21 protein-coding genes are annotated in these 24,665 nt (G+C 70.2%); 13 read left to right on the forward strand and 8 right to left on the reverse strand.

All coding sequences use genetic code 11. The features are described 5' to 3' along the window. The first annotated feature begins 232 nt into the window (after positions 1–232). The 3 genes from gltB to AVL48_RS33280 all read left to right on the forward strand — a co-directional run bounded on the left by gltB (position 233) and on the right by AVL48_RS33280 (position 7,687). Positions 233–4,771, forward strand: a complete 4,539-nt coding sequence (gltB, locus tag AVL48_RS33270) for a glutamate synthase large subunit (RefSeq protein ID WP_061981478.1) — start codon at positions 233–235, stop codon at positions 4,769–4,771. Continuing rightward, entirely contained in the window at positions 4,764–6,215 is a 1,452-nt protein-coding gene (locus AVL48_RS33275) for a glutamate synthase subunit beta (protein ID WP_061981477.1), read from the forward strand. The genes gltB and AVL48_RS33275 overlap by 8 nt, the downstream gene beginning before the upstream one ends. A 686-nt stretch (positions 6,216–6,901) precedes the next feature. Then, positions 6,902–7,687 (forward strand): DeoR/GlpR family DNA-binding transcription regulator, encoded by a 786-nt coding sequence (locus AVL48_RS33280; protein ID WP_061981476.1) that lies wholly within the window; start codon positions 6,902–6,904, stop codon positions 7,685–7,687. On the opposite strand, the gene AVL48_RS33285 is transcribed toward AVL48_RS33280, so the two are convergent. Next, entirely contained in the window at positions 7,677–8,570 is an 894-nt protein-coding gene (locus tag AVL48_RS33285; protein WP_082857851.1) for an ROK family protein, read from the reverse strand. The two genes, AVL48_RS33280 and AVL48_RS33285, sit on opposite strands and share 11 nt — an antisense overlap. A gap of 208 nt (positions 8,571–8,778) precedes the next feature. Between AVL48_RS33285 and AVL48_RS33290 the strand changes: the two genes are divergently transcribed. Together AVL48_RS33290 and AVL48_RS33295 are read left to right on the forward strand one after the other, a co-directional pair. Continuing rightward, entirely contained in the window at positions 8,779–8,988 is a 210-nt protein-coding gene (locus AVL48_RS33290; RefSeq protein ID WP_061981474.1) for a CbtB domain-containing protein, read from the forward strand. Between the two features lie 14 nt (positions 8,989–9,002). Continuing rightward, positions 9,003–9,764 carry a CbtA family protein gene (locus AVL48_RS33295; RefSeq protein ID WP_061981473.1) on the forward strand — a complete coding sequence of 254 codons (762 nt, stop codon included), beginning with the start codon at positions 9,003–9,005 and terminating at the stop codon, positions 9,762–9,764. Between the two features lie 242 nt (positions 9,765–10,006). Here the strand turns inward: AVL48_RS33295 and AVL48_RS33300 are convergent, their stop codons facing one another. Then, a complete protein-coding gene (locus tag AVL48_RS33300; RefSeq protein ID WP_061981472.1) occupies positions 10,007–11,476 on the reverse strand; it encodes a cobyric acid synthase in 1,470 nt (489 codons plus the stop codon). Beyond that, positions 11,473–12,405: a cobalamin biosynthesis protein gene (locus AVL48_RS33305; protein WP_061981471.1), complete on the reverse strand. Its 933-nt coding sequence runs from the start codon at positions 12,403–12,405 to the stop codon at positions 11,473–11,475. Before AVL48_RS33305 ends, AVL48_RS33300 begins: the two co-directional genes overlap by 4 nt. Positions 12,406–12,441: 36 nt before the next feature. Here AVL48_RS33305 and AVL48_RS33310 point away from each other — a divergent pair, with 36 nt between their 5' ends. Genes AVL48_RS33310 through AVL48_RS33325 form a run of 4 tightly spaced genes read left to right on the forward strand, consistent with a single transcriptional unit; the run spans position 12,442 to position 15,240 of the window. After that, positions 12,442–13,047 carry a bifunctional adenosylcobinamide kinase/adenosylcobinamide-phosphate guanylyltransferase gene (locus AVL48_RS33310; RefSeq protein WP_061981470.1) on the forward strand — a complete coding sequence of 202 codons (606 nt, stop codon included), beginning with the start codon at positions 12,442–12,444 and terminating at the stop codon, positions 13,045–13,047. Between the two features lie 9 nt (positions 13,048–13,056). Continuing rightward, entirely contained in the window at positions 13,057–14,070 is a 1,014-nt protein-coding gene (gene cobT, locus AVL48_RS33315; RefSeq protein ID WP_061981469.1) for a nicotinate-nucleotide--dimethylbenzimidazole phosphoribosyltransferase, read from the forward strand. Then, positions 14,067–14,813, forward strand: a complete 747-nt coding sequence (locus AVL48_RS33320) for an adenosylcobinamide-GDP ribazoletransferase (protein WP_143104783.1) — start codon at positions 14,067–14,069, stop codon at positions 14,811–14,813. The genes cobT and AVL48_RS33320 overlap by 4 nt, the downstream gene beginning before the upstream one ends. Positions 14,814–14,865: 52 nt before the next feature. After that, positions 14,866–15,240, forward strand: a complete 375-nt coding sequence (locus AVL48_RS33325) for a hypothetical protein (protein ID WP_061981468.1) — start codon at positions 14,866–14,868, stop codon at positions 15,238–15,240. On the opposite strand, the gene AVL48_RS33330 is transcribed toward AVL48_RS33325, so the two are convergent. From AVL48_RS33330 to AVL48_RS33350, 5 genes are all read right to left on the reverse strand, one after another. Next, positions 15,237–15,854 carry a hypothetical protein gene (locus AVL48_RS33330; RefSeq protein WP_061981467.1) on the reverse strand — a complete coding sequence of 206 codons (618 nt, stop codon included), beginning with the start codon at positions 15,852–15,854 and terminating at the stop codon, positions 15,237–15,239. The genes AVL48_RS33325 and AVL48_RS33330 overlap by 4 nt on opposite strands. 186 nt (positions 15,855–16,040) lie before the next feature. Continuing rightward, complete coding sequence (cobC, locus tag AVL48_RS33335; RefSeq protein ID WP_061981466.1) at positions 16,041–17,048, reverse strand: Rv2231c family histidinol phosphate aminotransferase CobC; 1,008 nt, start codon at positions 17,046–17,048, stop codon at positions 16,041–16,043. Continuing rightward, the gene (locus tag AVL48_RS33340; protein ID WP_061981465.1) at positions 17,041–18,375 is read right to left on the reverse strand and encodes a cobyrinic acid a,c-diamide synthase CobB; all 1,335 of its coding nucleotides are present in this window, start codon (positions 18,373–18,375) and stop codon (positions 17,041–17,043) included. The genes cobC and AVL48_RS33340 overlap by 8 nt, the downstream gene beginning before the upstream one ends. Continuing rightward, a complete protein-coding gene (gene cobO / locus AVL48_RS33345) occupies positions 18,369–18,983 on the reverse strand; it encodes a cob(I)yrinic acid a,c-diamide adenosyltransferase (protein WP_061981464.1) in 615 nt (204 codons plus the stop codon). Before cobO ends, AVL48_RS33340 begins: the two co-directional genes overlap by 7 nt. After that, on the reverse strand, positions 18,983–20,947 hold the full coding sequence (locus AVL48_RS33350) for a putative cobaltochelatase (protein WP_061981463.1): 1,965 nt from the start codon (positions 20,945–20,947) through the stop codon (positions 18,983–18,985). The genes cobO and AVL48_RS33350 overlap by 1 nt, the downstream gene beginning before the upstream one ends. Positions 20,948–21,006: 59 nt before the next feature. Here AVL48_RS33350 and AVL48_RS33355 point away from each other — a divergent pair, with 59 nt between their 5' ends. Genes AVL48_RS33355 through AVL48_RS33370 form a run of 4 tightly spaced genes read left to right on the forward strand, consistent with a single transcriptional unit; the run spans position 21,007 to position 24,639 of the window. Continuing rightward, positions 21,007–22,146: a bifunctional cobalt-precorrin-7 (C(5))-methyltransferase/cobalt-precorrin-6B (C(15))-methyltransferase gene (locus tag AVL48_RS33355; RefSeq protein WP_061981462.1), complete on the forward strand. Its 1,140-nt coding sequence runs from the start codon at positions 21,007–21,009 to the stop codon at positions 22,144–22,146. Next, the gene (gene cobM / locus AVL48_RS33360) at positions 22,143–22,904 is read left to right on the forward strand and encodes a precorrin-4 C(11)-methyltransferase (protein ID WP_061981606.1); all 762 of its coding nucleotides are present in this window, start codon (positions 22,143–22,145) and stop codon (positions 22,902–22,904) included. The genes AVL48_RS33355 and cobM overlap by 4 nt, the downstream gene beginning before the upstream one ends. Then, a complete protein-coding gene (locus AVL48_RS33365) occupies positions 22,901–23,896 on the forward strand; it encodes a Gfo/Idh/MocA family protein (RefSeq protein WP_061981461.1) in 996 nt (331 codons plus the stop codon). The genes cobM and AVL48_RS33365 overlap by 4 nt, the downstream gene beginning before the upstream one ends. After that, on the forward strand, positions 23,893–24,639 hold the full coding sequence (locus tag AVL48_RS33370; protein WP_061981607.1) for a cobalt-precorrin-6A reductase: 747 nt from the start codon (positions 23,893–23,895) through the stop codon (positions 24,637–24,639). Before AVL48_RS33365 ends, AVL48_RS33370 begins: the two co-directional genes overlap by 4 nt. Positions 24,640–24,665: the final 26 nt, after the last annotated feature.

Here is a 24,665-nt window from a genome sequence, read left to right on the forward strand (position 1 = left end):
TCAGCCGCCCACCACAGCGGCCAGGCGGGACCCACGTGCACAGCAGTACCGATATGCGCATCGGCCGCCCAGTGCAGTGCGGCTCTACGAGGCCTGCCCCCGTTTCCGCGGGCGGGATCGTTCCCTCTCGACTGACCATCGCGGTCCCGGACCACTCTGTTAACTGGTTCACGCCCGAACCACCCGAACGGAGTGGTACCGGTCGCGCCGACGCCTTGGGAGGCGGCCAGCCGTGACCCACCATGCCAGCTACAAGGGCAGCAAGGCCCCCGAAGGCCTGTACGACCCGGAGTTCGAACATGACGCCTGCGGTGTCGCGTTCGTCGCGGACCTCTCCGGCAAACGCGATCACGGCATCGTCGCCAAAGCACTGATCGCGCTGCGGAACCTGGAACATCGCGGGGCCCGTGGCGCCGACCCGGAGACCGGCGACGGCGCCGGGATCCTCATCCAGGTCCCCGACGAGTTCTATCGCGAGGTCGTCGACTTCGACCTGCCCGAGGCCGGCGCCTACGCCGTCGGCACGGCTTTCCTTCCGCAGGACGAAAACCGCCGAGGCCGGGCGATGACGACCATCGAGCGTGTCGCCGCCGAAGAAGGCATGCGCGTCCTCGGCTGGCGCGACCTTCCCGTCCACACGGAACACGTCGGGACGGGCGCGGCCGAGACCATGCCGCACTTCAGCCAGCTGTTCCTGGCGGGGCAGGACGCGGTGGAGGGCCTGGCCCTGGAACGCGCCGCGTTCGTGGTGCGCAAACGCGCCGAGCACGAGCTGGCCGAGGACGACGTCTACTTCCCGAGCCTGTCCTCGCGGACGATCGTCTACAAAGGAATGCTCACCGAGCCGCAGGTCGAGAAGTTCTTCGACGACCTGACCGACGAGCGCGTCACCAGCGCCATCGGCCTGGTGCACTCCCGCTTCTCCACGAACACCTTCCCGTCGTGGCCGCTGGCGCACCCGTACCGGTACGTCGCCCACAACGGTGAGATCAACACCCTGCGCGGCAACCGGAACTGGATGGACGCGCGCGAAGCGCTGCTCGAATCCGACCTGATCCCCGGTGACCTCAAGCGGATCTACCCCGTCATCACCCGCGGTGCGAGCGACTCGGCGTCCTTCGACGAGGTGCTGGAGCTGCTCCACCTCGGCGGCCGGTCACTGCCGCACGCGGTGCTGATGATGATCCCGGAGGCTTGGGAGAATCATCAGGAGATGGATCCCGCGCGCCGCGCGTTCTACGAGTTCCACTCGACGCTGATGGAACCGTGGGACGGCCCCGCGCTGGTGTCCTTCACCGACGGCACCCAGATCGGCGCGGTGCTCGACCGCAACGGCCTGCGCCCGGCGCGGTACTGGGTCACCGAAGACGGCCTCGTCGTCCTCGCCAGCGAGGTCGGTGTCCTGGAGCTGGAGCAGGCCACGATCGTCCGGAAAGGACGGTTGGAGCCGGGCCGGATGTTCCTTGTGGACACCGAGGCAGGCAGGATCGTCGAGGACGAGGAAATCAAGGACGAGCTCGCCACCGCCCACCCGTACGACGAGTGGGTCGAGGCCGGCCTGCTGCCGCTGGACGGACTTCCCGAACGCGAGCGGGAGATCCCGCCGCACGCCGCGCTCGTGCGCCGCCAGCAGGCCTTCGGCTACACCGAAGAGGAACTCGACGTCCTGCTCGAACCGATGGCCCGCACCGGCGCGGAGCCGATCGGCTCGATGGGCAACGACTCCCCCATCGCGTCGCTGTCGAGCCGCCCGCGGCTCATCTTCGACTACTTCATCCAGCTCTTCGCCCAGGTGACCAACCCGCCGTTGGACGCGATCCGCGAGGAACTGGTCACCGCGCTCGGCACCCAGCTCGGCGCGCAGCCGAACCTGCTGGAGGCCGACGCGAAGTCGTGCCGCCGGATCGTGCTGCCGTTCCCCGTGCTGGACAACGACGAGTTCGCGAAGCTGGTGCACGTCAACGACGACGGCGATCTGCCCGAGTTCCAGGCGGTCACCGTGCACGGCACCTACGACGTCCACGGTGGCGGCGAGGCGCTCGTGCGGCGGCTCGACGAGATCCGCGCCGAGGTGTCCGCGGCCATCGCCGAGGGCGCGCGGCTGATCGTGCTGTCCGACCGCGGCATCGACGAAGACCACGCGGGCATCCCGTCATTGCTGCTCACCGGCGCGGTGCACCACCACCTGGTGCGCGAGAAGACCCGCACGCAGGTCGGCCTCATCGTCGAGGCGGGCGACGCGCGCGAGGTCCACCACATCGCGCTGCTGATCGGCTACGGCGTCGCCGCGGTGAACCCGTACCTGGCGATGGCGACCGTCGAGGAGATGGCCGATCAGGGCCTGATCCCCGGGGTCACCGCCAAGCAGGCGACCGCGAACCTGATCAAGGCGCTGGGCAAGGGCGTCCGCAAGACGATGTCGAAGATGGGAGTGTCCACAGTGGCCTCCTACACCGGCGCGCAGATCTTCGAAGCGGTCGGGCTCGGCGACGAGGTGATCCAGAACTGCTTCACCGGCACCACTTCCCGGCTCGGCGGCGTCGGCTTCGACACGCTCGCGCTGGAAGTCGCGCAGCGGCACCGCCGGGCGTTCCCGCGCGACGGGTTCCGCGCGAACCACCGCGAACTGGAGACCGGATCGGACTACCAGTGGCGCCGCGAGGGCGAACCGCATCTGTTCAACCCGCAGACGGTGTTCAAGCTGCAGCACTCCACCCGTGCCGGGAAGTACGAGGTCTTCAAGGAGTACACGAGGGCCGTCGACGACCAGGCGCAGAAGCTGTACACGCTGCGCGGCTTGTTCGACTTCAAGATCGGTCAGCGTCCGGCGGTGCCGATCGAGGAGGTCGAGCCGGTCTCCGAGATCGTCAAGCGGTTCGCCACCGGCGCGATCTCCTACGGCTCGATTTCGGCGGAGATGCACGAAACCCTCGCCATCGCGATGAACCGGCTCGGCGGCAAGTCGAACACCGGTGAGGGCGGCGAGGATCCGGACCGGCTCTACGACCCCGAACGCCGCAGCGCGGTCAAGCAGGTCGCGAGCGGCCGGTTCGGCGTCACGAGCGAGTATCTCGTCAACGCCGACGACATCCAGATCAAGATGGCGCAGGGTGCGAAGCCCGGTGAGGGCGGCCAGCTGCCCGGCGCGAAGGTGTACCCGTGGATCGCGAAGACGCGGCACTCCACGGCGGGCGTCGGGCTGATCTCGCCGCCGCCGCACCACGACATCTACTCGATCGAGGATCTCGCCCAGCTGATCCACGACCTCAAGAACGCCAACCCGGCCGCGCGCATCCACGTGAAGCTCGTGTCCGAGGTCGGCGTCGGCACGGTCGCGGCGGGCGTGTCCAAGGCGCACGCGGACGTCGTGCTCATCTCCGGGCACGACGGCGGCACCGGCGCTTCCCCGCTGTCGTCGATCAAGCACGCGGGCGGACCGTGGGAACTCGGGCTCGCCGAGACGCAGCAGACGTTGCTGGCCAACCGCCTGCGCGACCGGATCGTGGTGCAGACCGACGGCCAGCTCAAGACCGGCCGTGACGTCGTCATCGCCGCGCTGCTCGGCGCGGAGGAATTCGGCTTCGCGACCGCGCCACTGGTCGTGTCCGGCTGCATCATGATGCGGGTCTGCCACCTCGACACCTGCCCGGTCGGCGTCGCGACGCAGAATCCCAAGCTGCGCGAGAAGTTCAGCGGCAAGGCCGAGTACGTGGTGAACTTCTTCGAGTTCATCGCCCAAGAGGTCCGGGAGTACCTGGCGGAGCTGGGTTTCCGGTCCATCGCCGAGGCCGTCGGACACGCGGAGATGCTCGACAAGCGCAAGGCGATCGACCACTGGAAGGCCGCCGGGCTCGACCTGTCGCCGATCTTCCACGTGCCCGAGATGGCCCCGGCCGGACGACGCCACCAGCAGACGGTGCAGGACCACGGGTTGGAGAAGGCGCTCGACAACACGCTGATCCAGCTCGCCGAGGGCGCGCTGGCCTCCGGCGACAAGGTCCGGCTGGAACTGCCGGTGCGCAACGTGAACCGCACCGTCGGCACCATGCTGGGTCACGAGCTCACCAAGCGGTGGGGTGGCGAGGGCCTGCCGGACAACACCATCGACGTCACCTTCACCGGGACCGCGGGTCAGTCGTTCGGCGCGTTCGTGCCCAAGGGCATCACCCTGCGGCTCTACGGCGACGGCAACGACTACGTCGGCAAGGGCCTGTCCGGTGGACGGCTCATCGTGCGACCGCCGAAGGTGGCGCGGTACCACGCAGAAGAGCACATCATCGCCGGCAACGTGATCGGCTACGGCGCCACCAGCGGCGAGATCTTCATCCGCGGCAAGGTCGGCGAGCGGTTCTGCGTGCGCAACTCGGGCGCGCTGGCCATCGTCGAAGGCGTCGGTGACCACGGGTGCGAGTACATGACCGGTGGCCGGGTGGTCGTACTCGGCGCGGTGGGCCGCAACTTCGCCGCCGGTATGTCGGGCGGTGTCGCCTACGTGCTGGATCTGCCGGTGCACCGGGTCAACCCGGAGATGGTCGACGTCGACCCGCTGGATTCGTCCGATGTGGACTTCCTGCGCGAGGCGCTCGAAAAGCATTACGACGAAACGGAGTCCGCGGTCGCGCGCACGCTGCTCGCCGACTGGGAAGCCGCCGTCGAACGGTTCGGCAAGGTCATGCCGAAGGACTACAAGCGGGTGCTCGCGGCGCAGGCGAAGGCCGAACGTGACGGGCGCGACGTGAACGAGGCGATCATGGAGGCCGCACATGGCTGACCCCAAGGGCTTTCTGACCACCACTCGCGAGACGCCGAAGAGCCGTCCCGTCGACCTGCGCCTGATGGACTGGCGTGAGGTGTACGAGGACTTCGCGACGTCGAAGCTGCAGAAGCAGGCCGGACGCTGCATGGACTGCGGCATCCCGTTCTGTCACCAGGGCTGTCCGCTGGGGAACCTCATCCCCGAATGGAACACGCTGACCTGGCGTGACGATTGGCGCGACGCGGCCGAACGGCTGCACGCGACCAACAATTTCCCGGAGTTCACCGGGACCCTCTGCCCGGCGCCGTGCGAGACGGCGTGTGTGCTCGGGATCAACGACGATCCCGTCACCATCAAGCGGGTCGAGATCTCGATCATCGACCGGGCCTTCGAAGAAGGCTGGGTCACGCCGCAGCCGCCGGTGGCGCTCACCGGCAAGAAGGTGGCCGTGGTCGGATCCGGTCCGTCGGGACTCGCCGCGGCGCAGCAGCTCACGCGCGCTGGCCACAGTGTCGTGGTCTTCGAGCGGGCCGACAAGATCGGCGGGCTGCTGCGCTACGGCATCCCCGAGTTCAAGATGGAGAAGCGGCGGCTCGACCGCCGTCTGGAGCAGATGCGGGCGGAGGGCACGGAATTCCGGACGTCGGTGAACGTCGGTGTGGACCTCACCGTCGAGGAACTGAAGTCGTCGTACGACGCGGTGGTCCTCGCCGGTGGCGCGACGGCGTGGCGTGACCTGCCGATTCCCGGCCGCGAGCACCAGGGCATCCACCAGGCGATGGAGTTCCTGCCGCCCGCCAACCGCGTCGCGGCCGGTGACCTGGACGTCTCGCCGATCAGCGCTGAAGGCCTCGACGTCGTCGTCATCGGCGGCGGTGACACCGGCGCGGACTGCGTCGGGACCTCGCACCGCCAGGGCGCCAAGTCGGTGACGCAGCTGGAGATCATGCCGAAGCCGCCGCTTTCGCGGTCCGACGCGCATCCGTGGCCGACGTACCCGATGATCTACCGCGTCTCGTCCGCGCACGAAGAAGGCGGCGAGCGGCTGTACTCGGTCAACACCCAGGAGTTCCTGGCCGACGCCGACGGGCGCGTCCGCGCGCTGAAGCTGGTCGAGGTGCGCAACGAGGGCGGCAAGTTCGTCCCGGTCCCGGGTACCGAAAAGGAGCTCCCGGCGCAGCTGGTGCTGCTCGCGATGGGCTTCGTCGGCCCGGAGCGGGAAGGCCTGCTGGACGCGCTCGACGTCGAATTGGACCAGCGCGGCAACGTCGCCCGCGACAAGGCGTTCAAGACGAGCGTCGACAACGTCTTCGTGGCCGGGGACATGGGCCGCGGCCAGTCGCTCATCGTGTGGGCGATCGCCGAAGGCCGCTCCGCCGCGGCGGGCGTCGACGAATTCCTCACCGGACGTGACGTCCTGCCCGCGCCGATCGCCCCTACCGACCGGCCCCTCTCCTGACCCGCGTTTAGTCCTCTGCTTGCGGTAGTTCAACGGCGAACTACCGCAAGCAGTCCTCTAGACGCGGTGGTTGCGCGGGCAGCTATCGCAAGTAGAGGACTAAATGCGCGCCGTAGTCGCGCGCTGGTTCCTTCGGGTGGTAAATCCGCCGGAAGAGGACGATCGCGGGCGACGACGGCGAACTTTCGGTATCGGTTGTATCAAGGGTACGACTCACACGAGGGGTGGGGGATTCCTTGAGATGACGATCGACTCGAAGATCAGGCGAGAATGGGATATCGCATTTATTTCTCGTCCTTCCTACGTTTTTCGCAGCCCAAGCGCGCATAACGGCCCTTTTTCGCTCATTTCGTCCAAACGTGCCGACCCCCGTCTTCACGCCGTCGATCGCCTTCCTGAGCGAGGCGGGCTGGTCCCCGCGCGTCCGCCGGGTATCCGCTAAACGTCACCGGAACGGACGCAAAGCGGATATCAGTCCGCGCTCAGCGGCACTACCCTCCGATGCGGGCCGGTTCTGGGCGTACCGGCCACGGGGCGGGCGCCGGTCACACTGGGGGTGGCCGGCGCCCGCTTTCCCCGGTTCTCCTCACTTTCCCGAACCTGCCGCTTCCCTCCGCCCGTATCGCGACGCGTAGTACTTTGTCCGGTGCGGTAAGCGACATCGCGCTTCGGGGAGGGAGCTGGGGATGAATCGGCATGAACGGCTGACAGCCTTATTGGACATGGTGGGAGAGCGGGAAAAGGTCGACGTCGAAGTCTCGGCGGACGAACTCGGCGTCTCCCCCGCGACGATCCGGCGGGACCTCGATCACCTGGCGGGCCGCAATCTCGTGGTCCGCACCCGCGGCGGCGCCGTCGCGAGCAACGTCGCCTACGACCTTCCGTTGCGACACAAGGCCGCGCGCAACGCACCGGAGCAGCAACGGATCTCGGCGGCCGCGGCGAGAATGGTCGATCCCGGCATGGTGGTCGGCCTCAACGGCGGCACCACGAGCTCCGAGGTGGGCCGCGCGCTCGCCACCCGGCCGGACATGGGTGAGCCGAGCGGCGGCCCGTCGCTCACCGTGGTGACGAACGCGCTCAACATCGCCCACGAACTCGCCGTGCGCCCGAACATCAAGATCGTGGTGACCGGCGGGGTCGCGCGCCAGCAGTCGTTCGACCTGTCCGGGCCGCTGTCCCACCTGTTCCTCGACCAGATCTCGCTGGATCTGGTGTTCCTCGGGGTGGACGCGTTCGACCCGGTGCACGGCGCGCAGGCGCATCACGAGGGTGACGCGAGCACGAACCGGCTGATGGCGGCCCGCGCGCGGCAAGTCGTCGTACTCGCCGACGCCGGGAAACTCGGGGGTCGCGCCTTCGCGAAGATCTGCGCGACCGCCGACGTCGACGTCCTCGTCACCGACGGCCGCGCGGATCCCGAGCGGGTGCACGCCTTCGAAGAGGAAGGCGTGCGAGTCGTCAGGGCTTGAGCCGGTCCAACGCCAGCAGGGCCGCGCCGAGCCTGCCCGCCTCGTCGCCGAGCTCCGCGATCCGCAGTTCCGGCATCCGCTGGAACTGCAGGTTCGCCGTCAGCCAGGCACGGACCGGGTCGAGGACGTAGTCGCCCGCGGTGAACAGGCCACCGCCGAGCACGACGACCTCGGGGGCGAGCAACGTGACCAGGGTCTTGATGCCGTGACCGAGTCCGTCGAGCGCGTCGTTGACGACCGAGATCGCGGCCTCGTCGCCGTGCCGGGCGGCGTCCACCACCTGCTCGGCGCCTTCCGCCGGGCGTCCGGTGTGCTCGCTGTAGCGGCGGGCGATGGCCGACGCCGACGAGATCGCCTCGAGGCACCCCGTCGCGCCGCAGCCGCACGGCAGCCGGTGGCCGACGTCGATGTGCCCGACCTCGCCGCCGAGCCCGCCCGCGGCGTACAGCTTCCCGTCGAGCTGGAGCGCGGCCGCGATCCCGGTGCCGACCGGGATGAAGGCGGCGTCGGCGCAGCCCTTGCCCGCGCCGACACGGAATTCCGCGAGCCCGCCCGCGCGGACGTCGTGGCCGAACGCGAACGGCAGCCCCAGCCTGCTGTCGAGCATCTCGCCGAACGGCACGTTCCGGAAATCGAGGTTCGCCGAGAACCGCGCCACCCGCTCGACCTCGTCGACGATGCCGGGGATGACCACGCCGACCGCGTCCGGGGTGCCGGTGCCCGCCTGCTTGCCCAGGGTTCCCACGATCCGCGCGACCTGGTCCGCGAGCGCCTCGCCGTCCGCTCCGCGCGCCGTCGGCTCGCGCAAACTGGCCAGATCCTTCAGGTCCGCGTCGTACAAGGCCGCCTTGATGGACGTGCCGCCGACATCGAGTGCCGCCACCGCAGGTGTCATACCCGCGATTGTCACATTGACCGGACGCTTTGCGGAGACCTACGCTCGACCGGCCAGACGACGGTATCCGGAACGCGGTGAGATTCCGCGCGGTCGCGCCACTGTGACCTCGGACCGGCAGGTTCGGGGAAGCCAGACCCGGCGCCGTCGTGTCACCCCTGAAGAGGCCGCGCTAGCCCGAGGAGGTCCCACCGCCATGTCGTCCCCCGCGGTAACCGCAATTCCCGCCCCGATCCGGATCCCCGTCCGCGAGATCCTGCCCTGGGCGGTGCTCGTCATCCTCCTTTCGCTGATCACGCTGTACTTCGTCAGCGCCGAGCAGGGTGCGGTGTCGGTGTTCGCGAACTCGTACGTCCACGAGTTCGTCCACGACGGCCGGCACCTGCTGGCCTTCCCCTGCCACTAGGCGGCACGCGCCCCATGATGAGGACCTTGCTGGTCCGCGGCATGCTCGCGGGCCTGGTCGCCGGTGTCCTGGCGACCCTTTTCGCTTATTTCTTCGGTGAGCCTTCGGTCGATACCGCCATCGGTCTCGAAGGCACTTCCGCGCACTCGCACAGCGCTCCCGGCGCCCACGAGCACGCCGCGCCGGAGGCGGCGGAGGAAGAACTCGTGACCCGTGGTGTGCAGAGCACGGTGGGCCTGCTGACCGGTGTCGGGCTTTACGGCGTCGCCGTCGGCGGGTTGTTCTCGCTGGCGTTCGCCTTCGTCTACGGACGGCTCGGCACGCTGCGGCCCCGGGTGACCGCCGCGCTGCTCACCGGCGGCGCCTTCGTGGTCGTGTTCCTGGTGCCGTTCCTGAAATACCCGGCGAATCCACCGGCCGTCGGGCAGGCGGGCACCATCGGGAGCCGGACTTCGCTGTACTTCGGCTTCGTGGCGCTTTCGCTGCTCATCGGGATCCTCGCCGCGGCGTTCGGCCGGAAGCTGGCCGACAAGCTCGGTGCTTGGCGCGGCGGCTTGATCGCCTCGGGCGGGTACCTCGTGGTGATCGCGGTGGCGGCGGCTTTGCTGCCATCGATCGACGAGGTTCCCGCCGAGTTCCCCGGTTCCACGCTGTGGACCTTCCGGCTGGCCTCGGTCGGCACGCAGGTGGTGCTGTGGACCGCGCTCGGCCTGGTCTTCGGCGCGCTCGTCGAAAAGGCCCTGGCGCAGAAGGCACTGGCAGGCAAGACCGCGTAGCGCTCGTGAGTGATTTGGGTCGTTGGTACGAACCCTCTCTTAGGACCTACTCGTCACCTGCGGTCTTGCTCGCGTGAAGTACATGATGGCCCCCTTCCTTGCGCTAGACGCAAGGAAGGGGGCCATCATGTACTGGAGAAGGTGTGGAGGACTCCCGCAGGGACTCTGAGTCCTTCACGGCCAGGCGGCTACCGGGCTCACGCCGTAGGTACCTGAAACAACCTTGGCTAGAACGACCCAAATCACTCACGAGACGGAACCCCAGGCGGCACGAACGGCCTCCCCGCCACCGCGCCCTTCTCGATCAGGCGCAGCAGCCCGGCCGTGTCGACGTGCTCCTCGACGGCGTCGGCGAGCCGGTCCAGCATCGCCTCCCGCAGCGAGCCGAACCCCGGTGCTCCGGGGGCGGGCGACCAGTCCGCCACTTCGCCCAGCCAGGCGCGGCGGAAGCCGTCGTTCTCGAAGGCGCCGTGCCACATCGTGCCCCACACCGATCCCTGCCGGTGTCCATCCAAAAAGGACTCGGCGGGCCCGGTCGCCGAGACCACACCATGGTGGATTTCGTACGCCTCCACCGGCTGGCCGCGCCATTCACCCGAAGGACGGGCCAGCACCTTGTCGACGCTGAACGAGACCCTGGTCGGCAGCAGTCCGAGACCGGGAACCGTACCCGCGCCGGACTCGACGTCGTCCTCGATCTCGGCTGCCAGCATCTGGTAGCCACCGCAGATCCCCAGTACCGGACGGCCCGCGTCGGCGCGTTTTTCGACCGCGGCGGCGAGCCCGCGGGCCCGCAACCAGGCCAGGTCGTCCACGGTGGCGCGGGAACCCGGCAGGATCACCACGTCGGCGGACAGGACCGTGTCCGGATCCGCGGTCAGCGTGACCGAGACCCCCGGCTCCGCGGCCAAAGCGTCCACATCCGTCGCGTTGGAGGCGCGTGGGAACCGTACGACCGCGACCCGCAGGGAGCCGCCGGTGGCGCCCCAACCCGCCGCGGCCAAGGCGTCCTCGGAGTCGATCCACACCTGGTCGAGCCACGGCAGCACGCCGAAGACCTCGCGGCCGGTGAGTTCCTCCAGCGTCTCCAGCCCCGGCCGGAGCAGGCCGACGTCACCGCGGAACTTGTTGACCAGCCAGCCGGAGACCAGTGCCTGGTCTTCGGCGGACAGGAGGGCGAGGGTCCCGAACATCGCGGCCAGGACGCCGCCGCGATCGATGTCGCCGACGACCACCACCGGCAGGCCGAACCGCCGCGCCAGCCCCATGTTGACGTAGTCGCCTTCGCGCAGGTTGATCTCGGCGGGGCTGCCCGCGCCTTCGCACAGCACGACGTCGAAGCGCTGCTTCAAGGAACGAAACGTGTCGAAGGCAATCTCGGCGAGCCCTGCCCGGCCGGTCGCGTACTCGCCCGCTTCCAGCGTGCCGAACGGTTTCCCGAGCGCGACGACATGGCTGCGGCGGTCGCTCCCGGGTTTCAGCAGGACCGGGTTCATCGCGGCCTCGGGTTCGACCCTGGCCGCCCGCGCCTGGAGCCATTGCGCGCGGCCGATCTCGGCGCCGTCCGCGCACACCATCGAATTGTTCGACATGTTCTGCGACTTGAACGGCGCGACCCGCACCCCGCGGCGGGCGAGCCAGCGGCAGAGCGCGGCGGTGACCAGGCTCTTGCCCGCGTCCGACGTCGTCCCCGCGACGAGCAGGCCGCTCATCGCGTGACCGCCACCGCGACGGCCAGCGCGGCGAGCCCGACCGCTCTCGACAGCCGGACCGCGCGGCGCACGTCGACCGGTTCCGGCTCGCGGCCGTCACCGAGGACGCCGCGCTGCTCGGTGCGGCCGCCGTAGCTGTTCGTCCCGCCGAGCCGGACTCCGAGTGCCCCGGCGAAAGCGGCCTCGACCTGGCCGGCGTTGGGACTCGGGTGGTGCTTCCCGTCGCGGCGCCAGGTCCGGAACGCGGGTTTGGCGAAACCGCCCGCCAGCGGCGCCGACGCCACGGTCAGCGCCGCGCCGACGCGGGACGGGACCAGGTTGGCCAGATCGTCCGCGCGCGCCGAGGCCCAGCCGAAGTTCGCGTACTTCGGCGAGCGGTAACCGACCATCGCGTCCAGGGTGTTGAGCGCGCGGTACCCGAGCAGCCCGGGGATTCCGGCGACCGCTCCCCACAGCAGTGGCGCGACGACGGCGTCCGAGGTGTTCTCGGCGATGGACTCGGTGGTCGCGCGCGCGAGCTGCTCGGTGTCGAGCCCGGTCGCGTCACGGGCACACAGATGCGGGAGCCGCTGCCTCGCGCCGGGAAGATCGCCGTCGTCGAGGAGCCGGGCCATCCGCGTGCCCTCGGCCGCGAGCCCGCGTCCGCCCAGAACCACCCACGTGGATGCCGCGGTGAGCGCGAACCGCGCGAACGGCCGCTTCCGGGTCACGAACTGGGCAGCGACCCCCAATCCGGTGACCGTCCCCGCGCAGGCGGCGGTGTACGCCGCGCCCTTGACCTTCGAATCCGCCCAAACCCGCTGTTCAAGGGCTTGCGCGGCACGGCCGAAGCCGGCGACCGGATGCCATCGCCGTGGATCTCCGAAGACGGCGTCGGCGACGTAACCGGTAACGAGTCCGGCTGCGGTGGCGGCTTGTCGGAGTGGCACGTGGCGAACCGTAGCGCGTGCACGAGAATGCGGGGTATGACCAAGCTGACGCATCGCCTCGCGGGGGTTCTGGAGACTCTCGCACGGGCACTTCGCCGCTATTCGCGCGACGACGGCAAGGTGCTGATACTGGGCGGCGTCCGCTCCGGGAAGTCACATCACGCCGAGCGGCTCGCGTCCCGCCACCCGCACCTGACCTACCTCGCGCCCGGACTGCCGCCGAGCGCCGAAGATCCCGAATGGGCCGCTCGCGTGGCCGCGCATCGCGCGCGGCGGCCGGGCAACTGGAAGACGATCGAGACCACCGACCTGGCCACGGTGCTGCGCACGGCGACGCATCCGCTGCTCATCGACTGCCTCGGCACGTGGATCAGCCGCGTTCTCGACGAGGTCGGCGCCTGGGAGCAGCGCGCGGGCTGGGAACAGCGGCTCGACGAGCGGCTCGAGGACTTCCTGGCGGCCTGGGCGCAGGCCGACGTGCCGGTGATCGCGGTCAGCAACGAGGTCGGCAGCGGTGTGGTGCCCGCGACGGTGTCCGGCCGCCTGTTCCGTGATGTGCTTGGCGCGCTGAACAACCGGGTGTCCGCCCTTTCCGATCGGACCGTGCTGGTCGTCGCCGGACGGACCCTCGACCTGCCTTAGGGAGCCGCTATGCGTATCGCCACCCGGGACGCCGCCGCCGAAGCCGCCGCGCGCACCAGACTGGACGGCCTGGTCAAACCGCTGGGTTCGCTCGGACGGCTCGAAGACCTCGCCGCGTGGCTCAGCGCCGCGCACGGCGTCGTTCCGCCGCGACCGCTGGACGACGTCCGGGTGGTCGTGTTCGCCGGGGACCACGGGGTCTCCGGTATGTCGGCGTACCCGCGCGAAGTCACCGCGGCGATGGTCCGGGTCTTCCTCGCCGGGAAGAGCGGCGTCGGCGTGCTGGCCGAACTCGCCGGGGCGAAGGTGCGGGCGCTGGACATCGCGGTGGACTGGGACGGCGCGGACGTGCCCGCCGAAGTCACCGCGCACAAGGTGCGGCGGGGTTCCGGCGCCATCGACGTCGAGGACGCGCTTTCCGAGGGCGAGGCGCGCACGGCGTTCGAACACGGCCTCGCGATCGCGGACGAGGAGATCGACGGCGGCGCGGAGCTGCTCATCCCCGGCGACATGGGGATCGGCAACACGACGGTCTGCGCGGCCGTGGTCGCTTCGGTGCTCGGCCTGGGCGCGGAAGAAGTCGTCGGCACGGGGACCGGCATCGACGAGGAGGGGCGGGCAAGGAAGGTCGCGGTCGTCGAAGCCGCGTTGGCCCGCGCCGGAGCGATGAAGGACCCCTTCGCGGTGTTGACCGCGCTCGGCAGCGCCTGTCTCGCCGCGACGGCGGGCTTTCTCGTGCAGGCCGCCGTCCGCGGCGTCCCGGTGCTGCTCGACGGCGTCTTCTCCGGCGCGGCCGCGCTCGTGGCCAGGGAAATCGCGCCGGGTGCGGAGCAGTGGTGGCTGGCGGGACATCGTTCGACGGAGCCCTCGCAAGCGTATGCGTTGAAGGCGCTCGGCTTGGAGCCGATCCTCGACCTCGGGCTGCGGCTCGGTGAGGGCAGCGGCGCGGTGCAGGCGGTGCCGACGCTGAGGGCGGCGCGGGCGATCCTCGCGGACATGGGCCTGCTGGCGGATCTCGCTTGATCCTGGACGCGCTGAAGATGGCTGTCGGCACCTTGACCACGGTCCGGGTGCCCGCGCCGCGGGTGATCGACCGGCGGGTGGCCGGGGGCGCGATGGTCCTCGCGCCGCCGGCCGTCCTGCCGCTCGCCGCCGTCGCCGCCGTGATCGTCTACTTGGGTGAGTTGATCGGCCTGCCCTCCTTCGCGTCGGCGGCACTGGCCTTGGGCGCGGTCGCGCTGGGCAGCCGCGGGCTCCATCTGGACGGTCTCGCCGACACGGCCGACGGGCTCGGCGCCTCGTACGACCGCGCACGGGCGCTGGAGGTCATGCGGCGCGGGGATTCCGGGCCGACCGGGATCGCGACGCTGGTGCTGGTCCTGCTCGTGCAGGTCGGCGCGCTGGCCGGGGCGATCACGGCCGGGCACGGGATCGCGGCGGCCGCGATCGCCGTCGTCGCCGGACGCGGCGTGCTTTCCCTGTGCTGCGCCCGGGGTGTCCCCTCCGCGCGGCCTGAGGGATTGGGCGCGACAGTCGCCGGATCGGTGCCGGTGTGGACGGCCGCGGCGGTGTTCGCCGTGCTCGCCGGTGCGGCGGCGCTGGTGCTTCCGTGGTGGCAAGGCTTGACCGCGGTGGTGGCCGGCTATCTGGCCGCGTCGGCGTTGCTGGCGCGGTGCGTTCAGCGGCTGGGCGGGGTCACCGGGGACGTGCTCGGAGGCTGCGTCGAGGTCGCCGTCGCGGGGGTCTTGCTGGCGTCGTCGTTCTGAGGAGGCAACTTTTCGGGCCTTTCACGCGTGAACGCGGTGAACGGGAGGTCCGATGCGCACTGTCTGGCTGGTTTCGGCCGCGCTCGCCGCGCTGACGGTGGTGGCCGTCCTGACCGGTTCGCCACGCTCCGAGAACGTCCCGTCGGATCTCCCGGTCGCGATCCTCCCACCGGCGAGGTCGTTCCCGTTCGCGCTGTACACCCATTGCGGCATCGACGAAGCGCTCGTCGACGGCGTCTACTTCGAGGCCGAGCGGCCGCTGATCGGCGAAGCGTTCAGCGCCCCGCCCGGCTGGGACAATCCTTACCAACGCGGCAGGATGACCCTGCCGAGTCCGGACCGCGCGGTGTTCCGGGACGACCTCGGCCACGAAGTCGCCTTTCACGCGCGTCCGGGCGCGACCGCGTTCAAGCGGATTTGCGACTAGCTTTCCCCCGTCGCCAGCTTCTCGTCGATTTCCGGCAGCCAGAAGCACAGTTCGAGGGTTTTCATCCCGGCCCACAGCCCGAGTTTGCGGCCCTGCGAGACCAACGTGAACGACGCCGCCAGTAGCAGCACCGCGACCGCGGAGGCGACGAACGGGTGCTTGCCCGCGAAGATCTCGACGATCGCCGCGATCGCCCCGAACAGCAGCGGCGGCGCGCAGTTGCGCACCATGAGCCCGGACGCGCGCAACCGGGTGACGTCGACGGCGACATCCTTGTCGTGCAGTTGCAGCGCGCACAGCAGGAGATGCGGACTCTCCTTGAGGTACGGGCGATCCTGGGCCGCGGGCATCCGGCGGAGGAACTCTTCCGCCGGGATCCGCTGCCGACGTCGCGGCACGATCCGTTCCATGGCGTCGCCGAGCGGATAGGCCAGATAGCCCAGCAGGAAGCTCAGGACCACGATCACGATGACCATCACCACCGTGGGCACGCCACCGATGGAGGCCGCCGTCAGGATGTGGAGCTTCGTTCCGAGGTAACCGAAGAACGCGACGTACAGCGCGCCGGGGATGGTGTAGGCGAAGAGATCGAAGACGCCGATCACGAAGTTCACCGGCCCATCCAACCATCTTTGCCCGGTGAGGTGGGCTGGATCGGGGCTGAAGTCATCACGCGCGGCGAAGGGCGCTTTCCCGGCATCGCCCTGCGGGGGAGGCTCCTTTCAGCAGATGCGTCCGTGAAGGCCTCCTTCCCTACTCTGAAGGTAGGGAAGGAGGCCTTCACGGCGTGGCGCTTCGGGTCAGGGCAACTGCCGCCACGCCGCCAGGAACGCGTCCACCGTCTCCCGGTCCCGCACCGCGATCCGCAGATACCGCGCGTCCAGCCCCGGGAAGGTGTCCCCGCGCCGCACCGCGAACCCGGCCTCCCGTAACCGTTCCCGCACGCCGTCCGCCCCGGGCGACCGCACGAGCACGAACGGACCGCGCGGCTCCCCCAGCACCTCGACGCCCAAGGCCGTCAAGCCCGAAACCAGGTACTCCCGGTCCGATTCCGCCGCCACCGCGAGCTTTTCCGCTTCTTCCAACGCCGCCGGACGGCAACAAGCCACCACGGCGACGGCGGCGAGCGACGAGACCGACCACGGCGGCTGAACCGCGCGCAAAGTGTCCACAACGGACTCTTCCGCCAGCACGTAACCGGCGCGAAGACCGGCGATGCCCCAGGTCTTGGTCAGGCTTCGGAGAACGACGAAACCCGGTTGTCCCGCAACGCTTCCCGTCTCGCCGGGGACGGCGTCGAGGAAGGCCTCGTCGACGACGACCAAGCGGCCCGGGCGGCCCAGTGCCAGCAGCTTCTCGGCCGGATGCAGGACCGACGTCGGATTCGTGGGGTTCCCGACGAACACCAGATCCGCTTCTTCGGGAACCGAACGCAGCCGGAAGCCGTCCTCGGGCGACAACAGCACGCGGTGCACGGTGTGACCGGCCGCGCGCAAAGCGGCTTCGGGCTCGGTGAACTGCGGGTGCACGACGACGGCGTGAGACGGACGCAACGCGGTGGCCAGCAGCGTGAAGGCTTCAGCCGCGCCGGAGGTCACCAAGACCTGCGACTCCGGCAAAGCGTGCCGAGCGGCCACCGCCGCGGTCGCCGCGGTGACGTCCGGATACGCGGCCAGATCGTCCAGGGCCGCCGCCAGTTCGGCGCGCAGCCAAGCGGGCGGGGCCGGAAGCCTGACGTTGACCGCCAGATCGACGAGCCCCTCGCCGACTTCGCGGTCGCCGTGATGCCAGAGATCGTAGTCAGCCATGGGCGTGCACCGCGGCGGCGAACCGCTCGGCGAGTTCGGGGTAGCCCGCCCAGTGGACATGCAGGTACGACGCGTGCAGTGACGCCGACGCGAACCCGTCGGGCGTGCGGTCCCAGCCCCAGGCCGGCGTCGGTCCGCTGCCGGGTTCGATCACCGTGCGGTGGAACTCATGGCCGGTGACACGTTGCCCGGCGACGGTCAGCACGGTGTCCGCGGGCGAGAACGCCTTGCGGTAGCCGAGTTTCCCGCGTTTGGTCATGGTGGCCGACGCGTCGAGGACACCGGTCATCGGCAAGCCGTCGATGTCCTGACACAGATACAACAGGCCCGCGCATTCGGCCACGACGGGCATCCCGTCGCCGATGGCCCGCGCGACCGCCGACCGCAGGCCGACGTTCGCCGACAGCTCTTCGGCGTGCACCTCGGGGAAACCGCCGCCGAAGTACAGTCCGGCACAGCCTTCGGGAAGTTCCTTGTCCCGCAACGGATCCACCTCGACGACGTCGACACCGGCGGCGGCGAGCAGTTCCATCGCCTCGGTGTAGCGGAAGGTGAACGCAGGCCCCGCCGCGGCGGCGACCACCGTGCGCGGTCCGTCGTGGGAAAGCGGGGGCCGCCAAGGCTCTCCCGAAAGCCGCGAAGCCGAACGAGCGACCTGGACGACAGCGCCGAGATCGACGCCTTCGCTGATCCACCCGGCCAGTTCCGGCAACAACCGCTCCGATTCACCCGCCCGCTCCGCCGCGGGCACGAGGCCGAGATGACGGCTGGGCGCGTGGATCTCTTCGTTGCGGTACAACGTGCCCAGCAGCGGGACCCCGGTCGCCTCCAGCGCGGTGACGATCTCGTCCGCGTGCCGCTGCGAGCCCAGCTTGTTGAGGATCACCCCGGCGAGCCGGACGCGGGTGTCGTACTGCGCGAATCCGAGCACGGTCGCCGCGACACTGCGCGAAGCGGCCGAGGCGTCCACGACGAGCACGACCGGGGCGTCCAGCAGCCGCGCGACGTGCGCCGTCGAGGCGTACCCCTCGGTGCCGAGCGCCCCGTCGAACAGGCCCATCACGCCTTCGATGACGGCGATGTCCGCACCGGCGGAACCGTGCAGCAGCAACGGGATCAGTTGCTCCTCACCCTGCAGGAACGGGTCGAGGTTCCGCGCGGGCCGCCCGGTCGCGAGGGCGTGGTAACCCGGGTCGATGAAGTCGGGGCCGACCTTGTGCCCGGACACCTTCAGGCCCCGCGCGCGCAACGCCGCCATCAGGCCCGCGGCGATCGTGGTCTTCCCGTGCCCGGAGCCGGGCGCGGCGATGACCACGCGATTCACCATTCGATGCCTCGCTGGCCTTTTTGCCCGGCGTCCATCGGATGCTTCACCTTGGTCATCTCGGCGACCAGATCCGCGGCCTCGATCAGCTCCGGCGGCGCGTACCGGCCGGTGATCACCACATGCTGGTGGCCGGGGCGCGAGGTCAGTGTCGAGACGACGTCATCGACTTCGAGCCAGCCCCATTTGAGCAGGTAGCTGAACTCGTCGAGCACGTAGAAGTCGTGGGTTTCGGCGGCGAGACGGCGTTTGATTTCGGCCCAGCCCTCGCGGGCGTTGGCGGCGTGGTCCTCTTCGGTCCCGGACTTGCGCGCCCAGCTCCAGCCTTCGCCCATCTTGTGCCATTCGACCGGCCCGCCTTGGCCGGTGTCGTCGTGCAGCTCGCCGAGCGCGCGGAACGCGGCTTCCTCGCCGACACGCCATTTCGCCGACTTGACGAACTGGAACACGCCGATCGACCAACCCTGGTTCCACGCGCGCAACGCCATCCCGAACGCGGCCGTGGACTTCCCCTTCATCTCGCCGGTGTGCACGGCGAGCAGCGGACGATTGCGGCGCTGACGGGTGGTGAGACCGTCGGCGGGCACGGTTTCCGGTTTGCCCTGTGGCATTACGCGGCCCTCTCCGAAAGACGGGTGCGGACGGTGCCCGCGAGTGTGTCTGCGGCGACCTCGGCGACCGGAACATGTTCCGCGCCAAGGTGTTCCGCCAGTTCCGCGGCGAGCCCGAGACGCATCTTGCCGCTCTCGCAGTCCATCACGATCGATGTCACGTTCCCGGCCAACAGCCCGGCCGCCTGCTTCGCGCGCTGGACGGCGTCGGCGCCACTGGTCGCGCGGCCGTCGGTGACGACGACGAGCAGCGGGCGGCGCAGCGGATCGCGCACCGCTTCGATCCGCAGAACCCTTGCCGCTTCAAGGAGTCCCTCCGCCAGCGGGGTCCGGCCGCCGGTCGCTAGACCGTCCAAACGGGACGCCGCGGCGTCGACACTGATCGTCGGCGGCAGCGCGAGTTCGGCTCCTGAGGCGCGGAAGGTCACCAGGCCCACTTTGTCACGTCGCTGGTACGCGTCGAGGAGCAACGAAAGCACCGCTGTCTTGACCTCGCGCATGCGCTGTCGCGCGCCCATCGAGCCCGACGCGTCGACACAGAACAGCACCAGGTTGCCCTCGCGGCCTTCACGCCGCGCGAACCGCAGATCCCGCGCCCGCAGCACGAGCCCGGCGCCACTCCGGCCGCGGGCACGCTGGTGCGGCGCGGCCGCGCGCACGGTCGCCAGAAGATGCGGATGCCCGTCCTTCACCCCGGCGGGCTGGACGCCGATGGTGCGGCCGTTGTCGGTGATCGCGCGGGATCGCCGTCCGGCGGCGCCCTCGCCGGTGCCCTTCACCTCGAACCGCCTGGCACGAAAGGCTTCCCCGGCTCCGACCGGTTTCTGCTCACCGCCGCTCTCGCCACCGCCCGACGGCTCCTGGCCGCCTTCCGACGGCGGCGGTCCGGAAGCCTCGCCACCCTCCGGCGGGGCACCGGAACCGGGGCCGTCATCGTCCGGGCCGGGCCTCTCGGGCTCGGCGTCCCGCAACGCCTGTTCCAGCTGCTCCTCGGAGATCCCGGGCGCGTCGAAGGGATTGCGGCGACGGCGGTGCGGCAGCGCGAGCCGGGCCGCGACCCGGACGTCGTCGGTGGTCACCTCGGTGCGCCCGGCCCAAGCAGCGTGCGCGACGGCGGTCCGCGCCGTCACGATGTCCGCGCGCATCCCGTCGACTTCGAAGGACGCGCAGACCTCGGCGATCTGCCGCAGTGCGTCGTCCGGCAGCTTGACCGAGGGCAGAAGCCGTTGTGCCGCCTCGATGTCCGCGGCCAGTTCGGCGTCGGCCGCGGCGTACTGACCGGCGAAGCCGTCGGGGTCGGCTTCGTAGGCGAGCCGCCGCCGGACGACCTCGACCCGCAGTTCCGGATCACGGCTGGAGGCGACCTCGACGGTGAGCCCGAAGCGGTCCAGCAACTGCGGCCGCAGTTCGCCTTCCTCGGGGTTCATCGTGCCGATCAAGACGAACCGGGCGGCATGCGACACCGAGACACCTTCGCGCTCGACGGTCGCGCGGCCCATGGCGGCGGCGTCGAGCAACGTGTCGACCAGGTGATCGTGCAGAAGGTTGACCTCGTCGACGTACAGCAGCCCGCGATGCGCGGCCGCGAGCAGCCCGGGCTGGAAGTCGGTGACCCCGTCGGCCAGCGCGCGTTCCAGGTTCAGCGAACCGATCACGCGGTCTTCGGCCGCGCCGACCGGCAGCTCCACCAGCCGCGCGGGACGGCGGTGCGCGGGCGAACCCCCGGCGTGCGGGCCGTCCGGGCAGGCCGGGTCGGGTTCGACGGGATCGCAGGAGAACCGGCAAGCGTCCACGACGTCGACGCCGGGCAGCAGACCGGCCAGCGCGCGCACCATCGTCGACTTCGCCGTGCCCTTCTCCCCGCGCACCAGCACCCCGCCGACGGCGGGCGAGATGGAGGAAAGCACCAGCGCCAGGCGCAGATCCGGCATCCCCACAACGGCGGTGAACGGATACGGCTTCACAGCTCTCCTGTCGTCGACGACCTCTGGCCGATCATCGCATAGGAATTCCGTCGTCTAGCGTGACCGAGGTGCGCGAAAAATCACCCCTGACCGTGGTCGGCATCGGGGCCGACGGCTGGTCCGGCCTGTCCGAGCGGGCCAAGGAGGCGCTGCTCGGCGCCGACGTGGTCGTAGGCGCTCCGCGTCAGCTCGCGTACCTGCCCGCCGGGATGAAGAGCGAACCCTGGCCCAGCCCGCTCCTTCCGGGTCTGGACGGCTTCCTCGCCGAACGCGAAGGCCGCGTGTGCGTGCTGGCCAGCGGCGATCCTCTGCTGTCGGGCATCGGCACGACGCTCATCCAGCGCGGCTACGACGTCGAGATCATGCCGGCGCTCTCTTCGGTGACGCTCGCCCGCGCGAAGCTCGGCTGGCCGGCGGAGGAGACCGAGGTGGTCACCGTCGTCGGCCGCGCGATCGGCCGGGTGAGCCGGGTTCTGGCTCCGGGACGGAAGATCCTCGTCCTCGGCGCGAACGCCGAAGACCTGCTTGACCTGCTCAAAGCCCGTGGTTACGGCAAGAGCCGCGTCACCGCGCTGTCCGACCTCGGCGGGCCCGACGAGCGGATCGGCCCCGGCTCGCTGACCGTGTACGCCATCGAGGCCGATGGACCCGCGCTGCCGCTGACCGGCCTGCCCGACGACGTGTTCGAGCATGACGGTCAGCTCACTAAACGCGACCTCCGCGCGTCCGCGCTGGCCAGGCTCGCACCGTCGCCCGGCGAACTGCTGTGGGACGTCGGCGCGGGCGCGGGCAGCGTCGGCATCGAGTGGTCCCGCCTGCATCCACTGAACCGGGCGATCGCGGTCGAGCGCTCGCCGGAGCGCGCCGCCCGGATCACCCGCAACGCGGACGCGCTCGGCGTCCCGGAACTCGACGTGGTGATCGGTACCGCGCCCGAAGCACTCGAAGGGCTGACCAAGCCGCACGCGATCTTCGTCGGCGGTGGGCCGACCGTGCCCGGCGTGCTCGACGCCTGCCTGGCGACCGGCGCCCGGATCGTCGCGCACGGCGTGACCCTCGAAGCCGAACAGGCACTGGCCCGCGCGTACGCCGAACACGGCGGAGAGCTGATCCGTCTCGGCGTCGAACAGGCCGCACCGCTGGGTGGTTTCACCGGCTGGACCCCGGCGCGGGTCGTGACCCAATGGAGCAAGGCGTGACAGTCCATTTCATCGGAGCCGGACCCGGCGCCGCCGACCTCATCACCGTGCGAGGCCGTGACCTGCTGAGCCGCTGCGAAACCTGCCTGTACCCCGGCAGCATGACGCCGACAGCGCTTTTGGAGTACTGCCCTCCGGACGCAGTGCTCGTCGACACCGCGAACCTCGACCTGCCCGCGATCGTCGAGCGGATGGTCGAGGCCCACCGGACCGGGCATGAGATCGCGCGGCTGTGTTCCGGGGATCCGTCGATCTACAGCGCGGTCGCCGAGCAGATGCGCCGCCTCGACGCGGCGGGTGTTCCCTACGACGTCACGCCGGGGGTGCCCGCGTTCGCCGCCGCGGCCGCGCTGCTCAAGCGCGAACTGACCGTGCCGGAGGTCGGCCAGAGCCTGGTCGTCACGCGGGCGCAGGCCCGGTCCACCGCCATGCCACCGGGTGAAACGCTGGCGAACTTCGCCCGCACCGGCACCACCCTCGCGCTGCATCTCGCGATCAACCGCATCGAGCAAGTAGTCGACGAATTGCGGCCGTTCTACACCGACGACTGCCCGGCGGCCGTGGTCGCGTTGGCGAGCCAGCCCGGTGAGCAGGTGCTGCGCGGCACGCTCGGCACCATCGCCGCCCGGTCACGCGAAGCCGGGATCACCCGCGCCGCGATGATCTTCGTCGGGGAAGTCCTCGCCGCCGAAGGGTTTCCCGACAGCTTCCTGTATTCGGCCACCCGCGATCGAGCCAACCAACCGGAGTCGTTATGAAGGAACTGCGCTGGGGCCTGCTGGCCGCCGGGACCATCGCCGCCGAGTTCGCGGCGGGCGTCGACGAAAGCAAGCACGGTGTGCTGGAGGCCGTCGCCGCGCGCTCCGGTGATCGGGCGGCCGAGTTCGCGAGCCGCTTCGAGATCCCGAAATGCTACGGCTCCTACGACGACCTGCTCGCCGATCCGGACGTCGACGCGGTCTACATCTCGACGCCGCATCCGCTGCACGGCGCATGGGCGATCCGCGCGGCCGAGGCGGGCAAGCACATCCTGTGCGAGAAACCGCTGACCGTCTCGGTCGACGAAGCCGAGAAGGTCATCGAAGCGGCCCGCGCCAACGACGTCTTCCTCATGGAGGCGTTCATGTACCGGCTGCATCCGCAGATCCGGCGGCTGGCGGAGCTGATCTCGTGTGGCGCCATCGGCGAGGTCCGCGCCGTCGACGTCGCCTTCAGTTACAACTTCGCCGTCCCCCGGCTCACCGATCCAGCGCTCGGCGGCGGCGGGATCTTCGACGTCGGCTGCTACTGCACCTCGCTCGCGCGGCTGGTCTCGCAGGCGGCGACCGGACAGGACGTCGTCGAGCCCGAAGAGGTGCTCGGCATGGCCAAGCTGGACGAAAACGGCATCGACGAGGTCGCGTTCGGACTGCTGCGGCTGCCCGGCGGCATCCTCGCGCAGCTGGCCTGCGGTTTCCAGCTGACCCAGGACGACCACATCCGCGTCTACGGCTCGCAAGGGCAGCTGTACGTGCCGAAACCGGCGTGGATCCACGAGATGCGCCGGCCGAGGTCGTCGCAGATCATCCTCACGCCGGAAGGCCGGGAGCCCGAGGTGATCGAAGTGGAAGCGACTCAAGGCCTCTTCGCTCGCGAGGCCGACCACGTCGCCGCGCATCTCGCCGACCGGCAGGCGCCCGAACTCACCTGGGCGGAAACGCTCGCCAACCTGCGCACGCTCGAACGGTGGCGCGCGGCTGTCACCCGATGACCCTGCTGATTCTGGGCGGCACCGGCGAAGCCCGCGAGCTGGCGAAGGAACTCGTGGCGCGTGGTGAGCACGTCGTGTCGTCCCTCGCGGGCCGCGTCGCGCGCCCGAAACTGCCCGACGGCGAAGTCCGCGTCGGCGGCTTCGGTGGCCCGGAAGGCCTCGCGCGCTGGCTGACCGAAAACGACGTCTCCGCGATGATCGACGCGACACACCCCTTCGCGGAACGCATCGGCGCCAACGCGGCGAAAGCCGCACAGGCGACCAACACGCCACTGCTCAGGTTGGCCAGGCCCGGCTGGACCGAGCAGCCAGGCGACACCTGGCACTGGGCGGACGACCTCGACCACGCCGCGCGGCTGCTCCCGGGGCTGGGCGAACGCGTGTTCCTCACCAGCGGGCGGCAGGGGCTCGCCGCCTTCGCCGGGCTCGACGACCTCTGGTTCCTGATCCGCTGCGTCGACCCGCCCGAGGAACCACTCCCCCGGCGGCGAGAAGTCCTGCTGGACCGCGGCCCGTATACGGTCGAGAAGGAACGCGGGCTGATGGAGCGGCATGGCGTCCAGGTGCTCGTCACGAAGGACAGCGGCGGCGCGATGACCGCGGCGAAGCTCACCGCCGCCCGCGGACTCGGCCTCCCCGTGGTCGTCGTCCGGCGGCCGCGGCGACCCGAAACGGCCAGCGTGACGACAGTCCAGGACGCCCTGATCCGGCTCGGGGTGCCGAGCAAGGGCAGCCCTGCGTAAGCCGTTCGGACCAGACCCGTTAGCGT

Source organism: Amycolatopsis regifaucium (genome assembly GCF_001613935.1).
Taxonomy (GTDB): Bacteria; Actinomycetota; Actinomycetes; order Mycobacteriales; family Pseudonocardiaceae; genus Amycolatopsis; species Amycolatopsis regifaucium.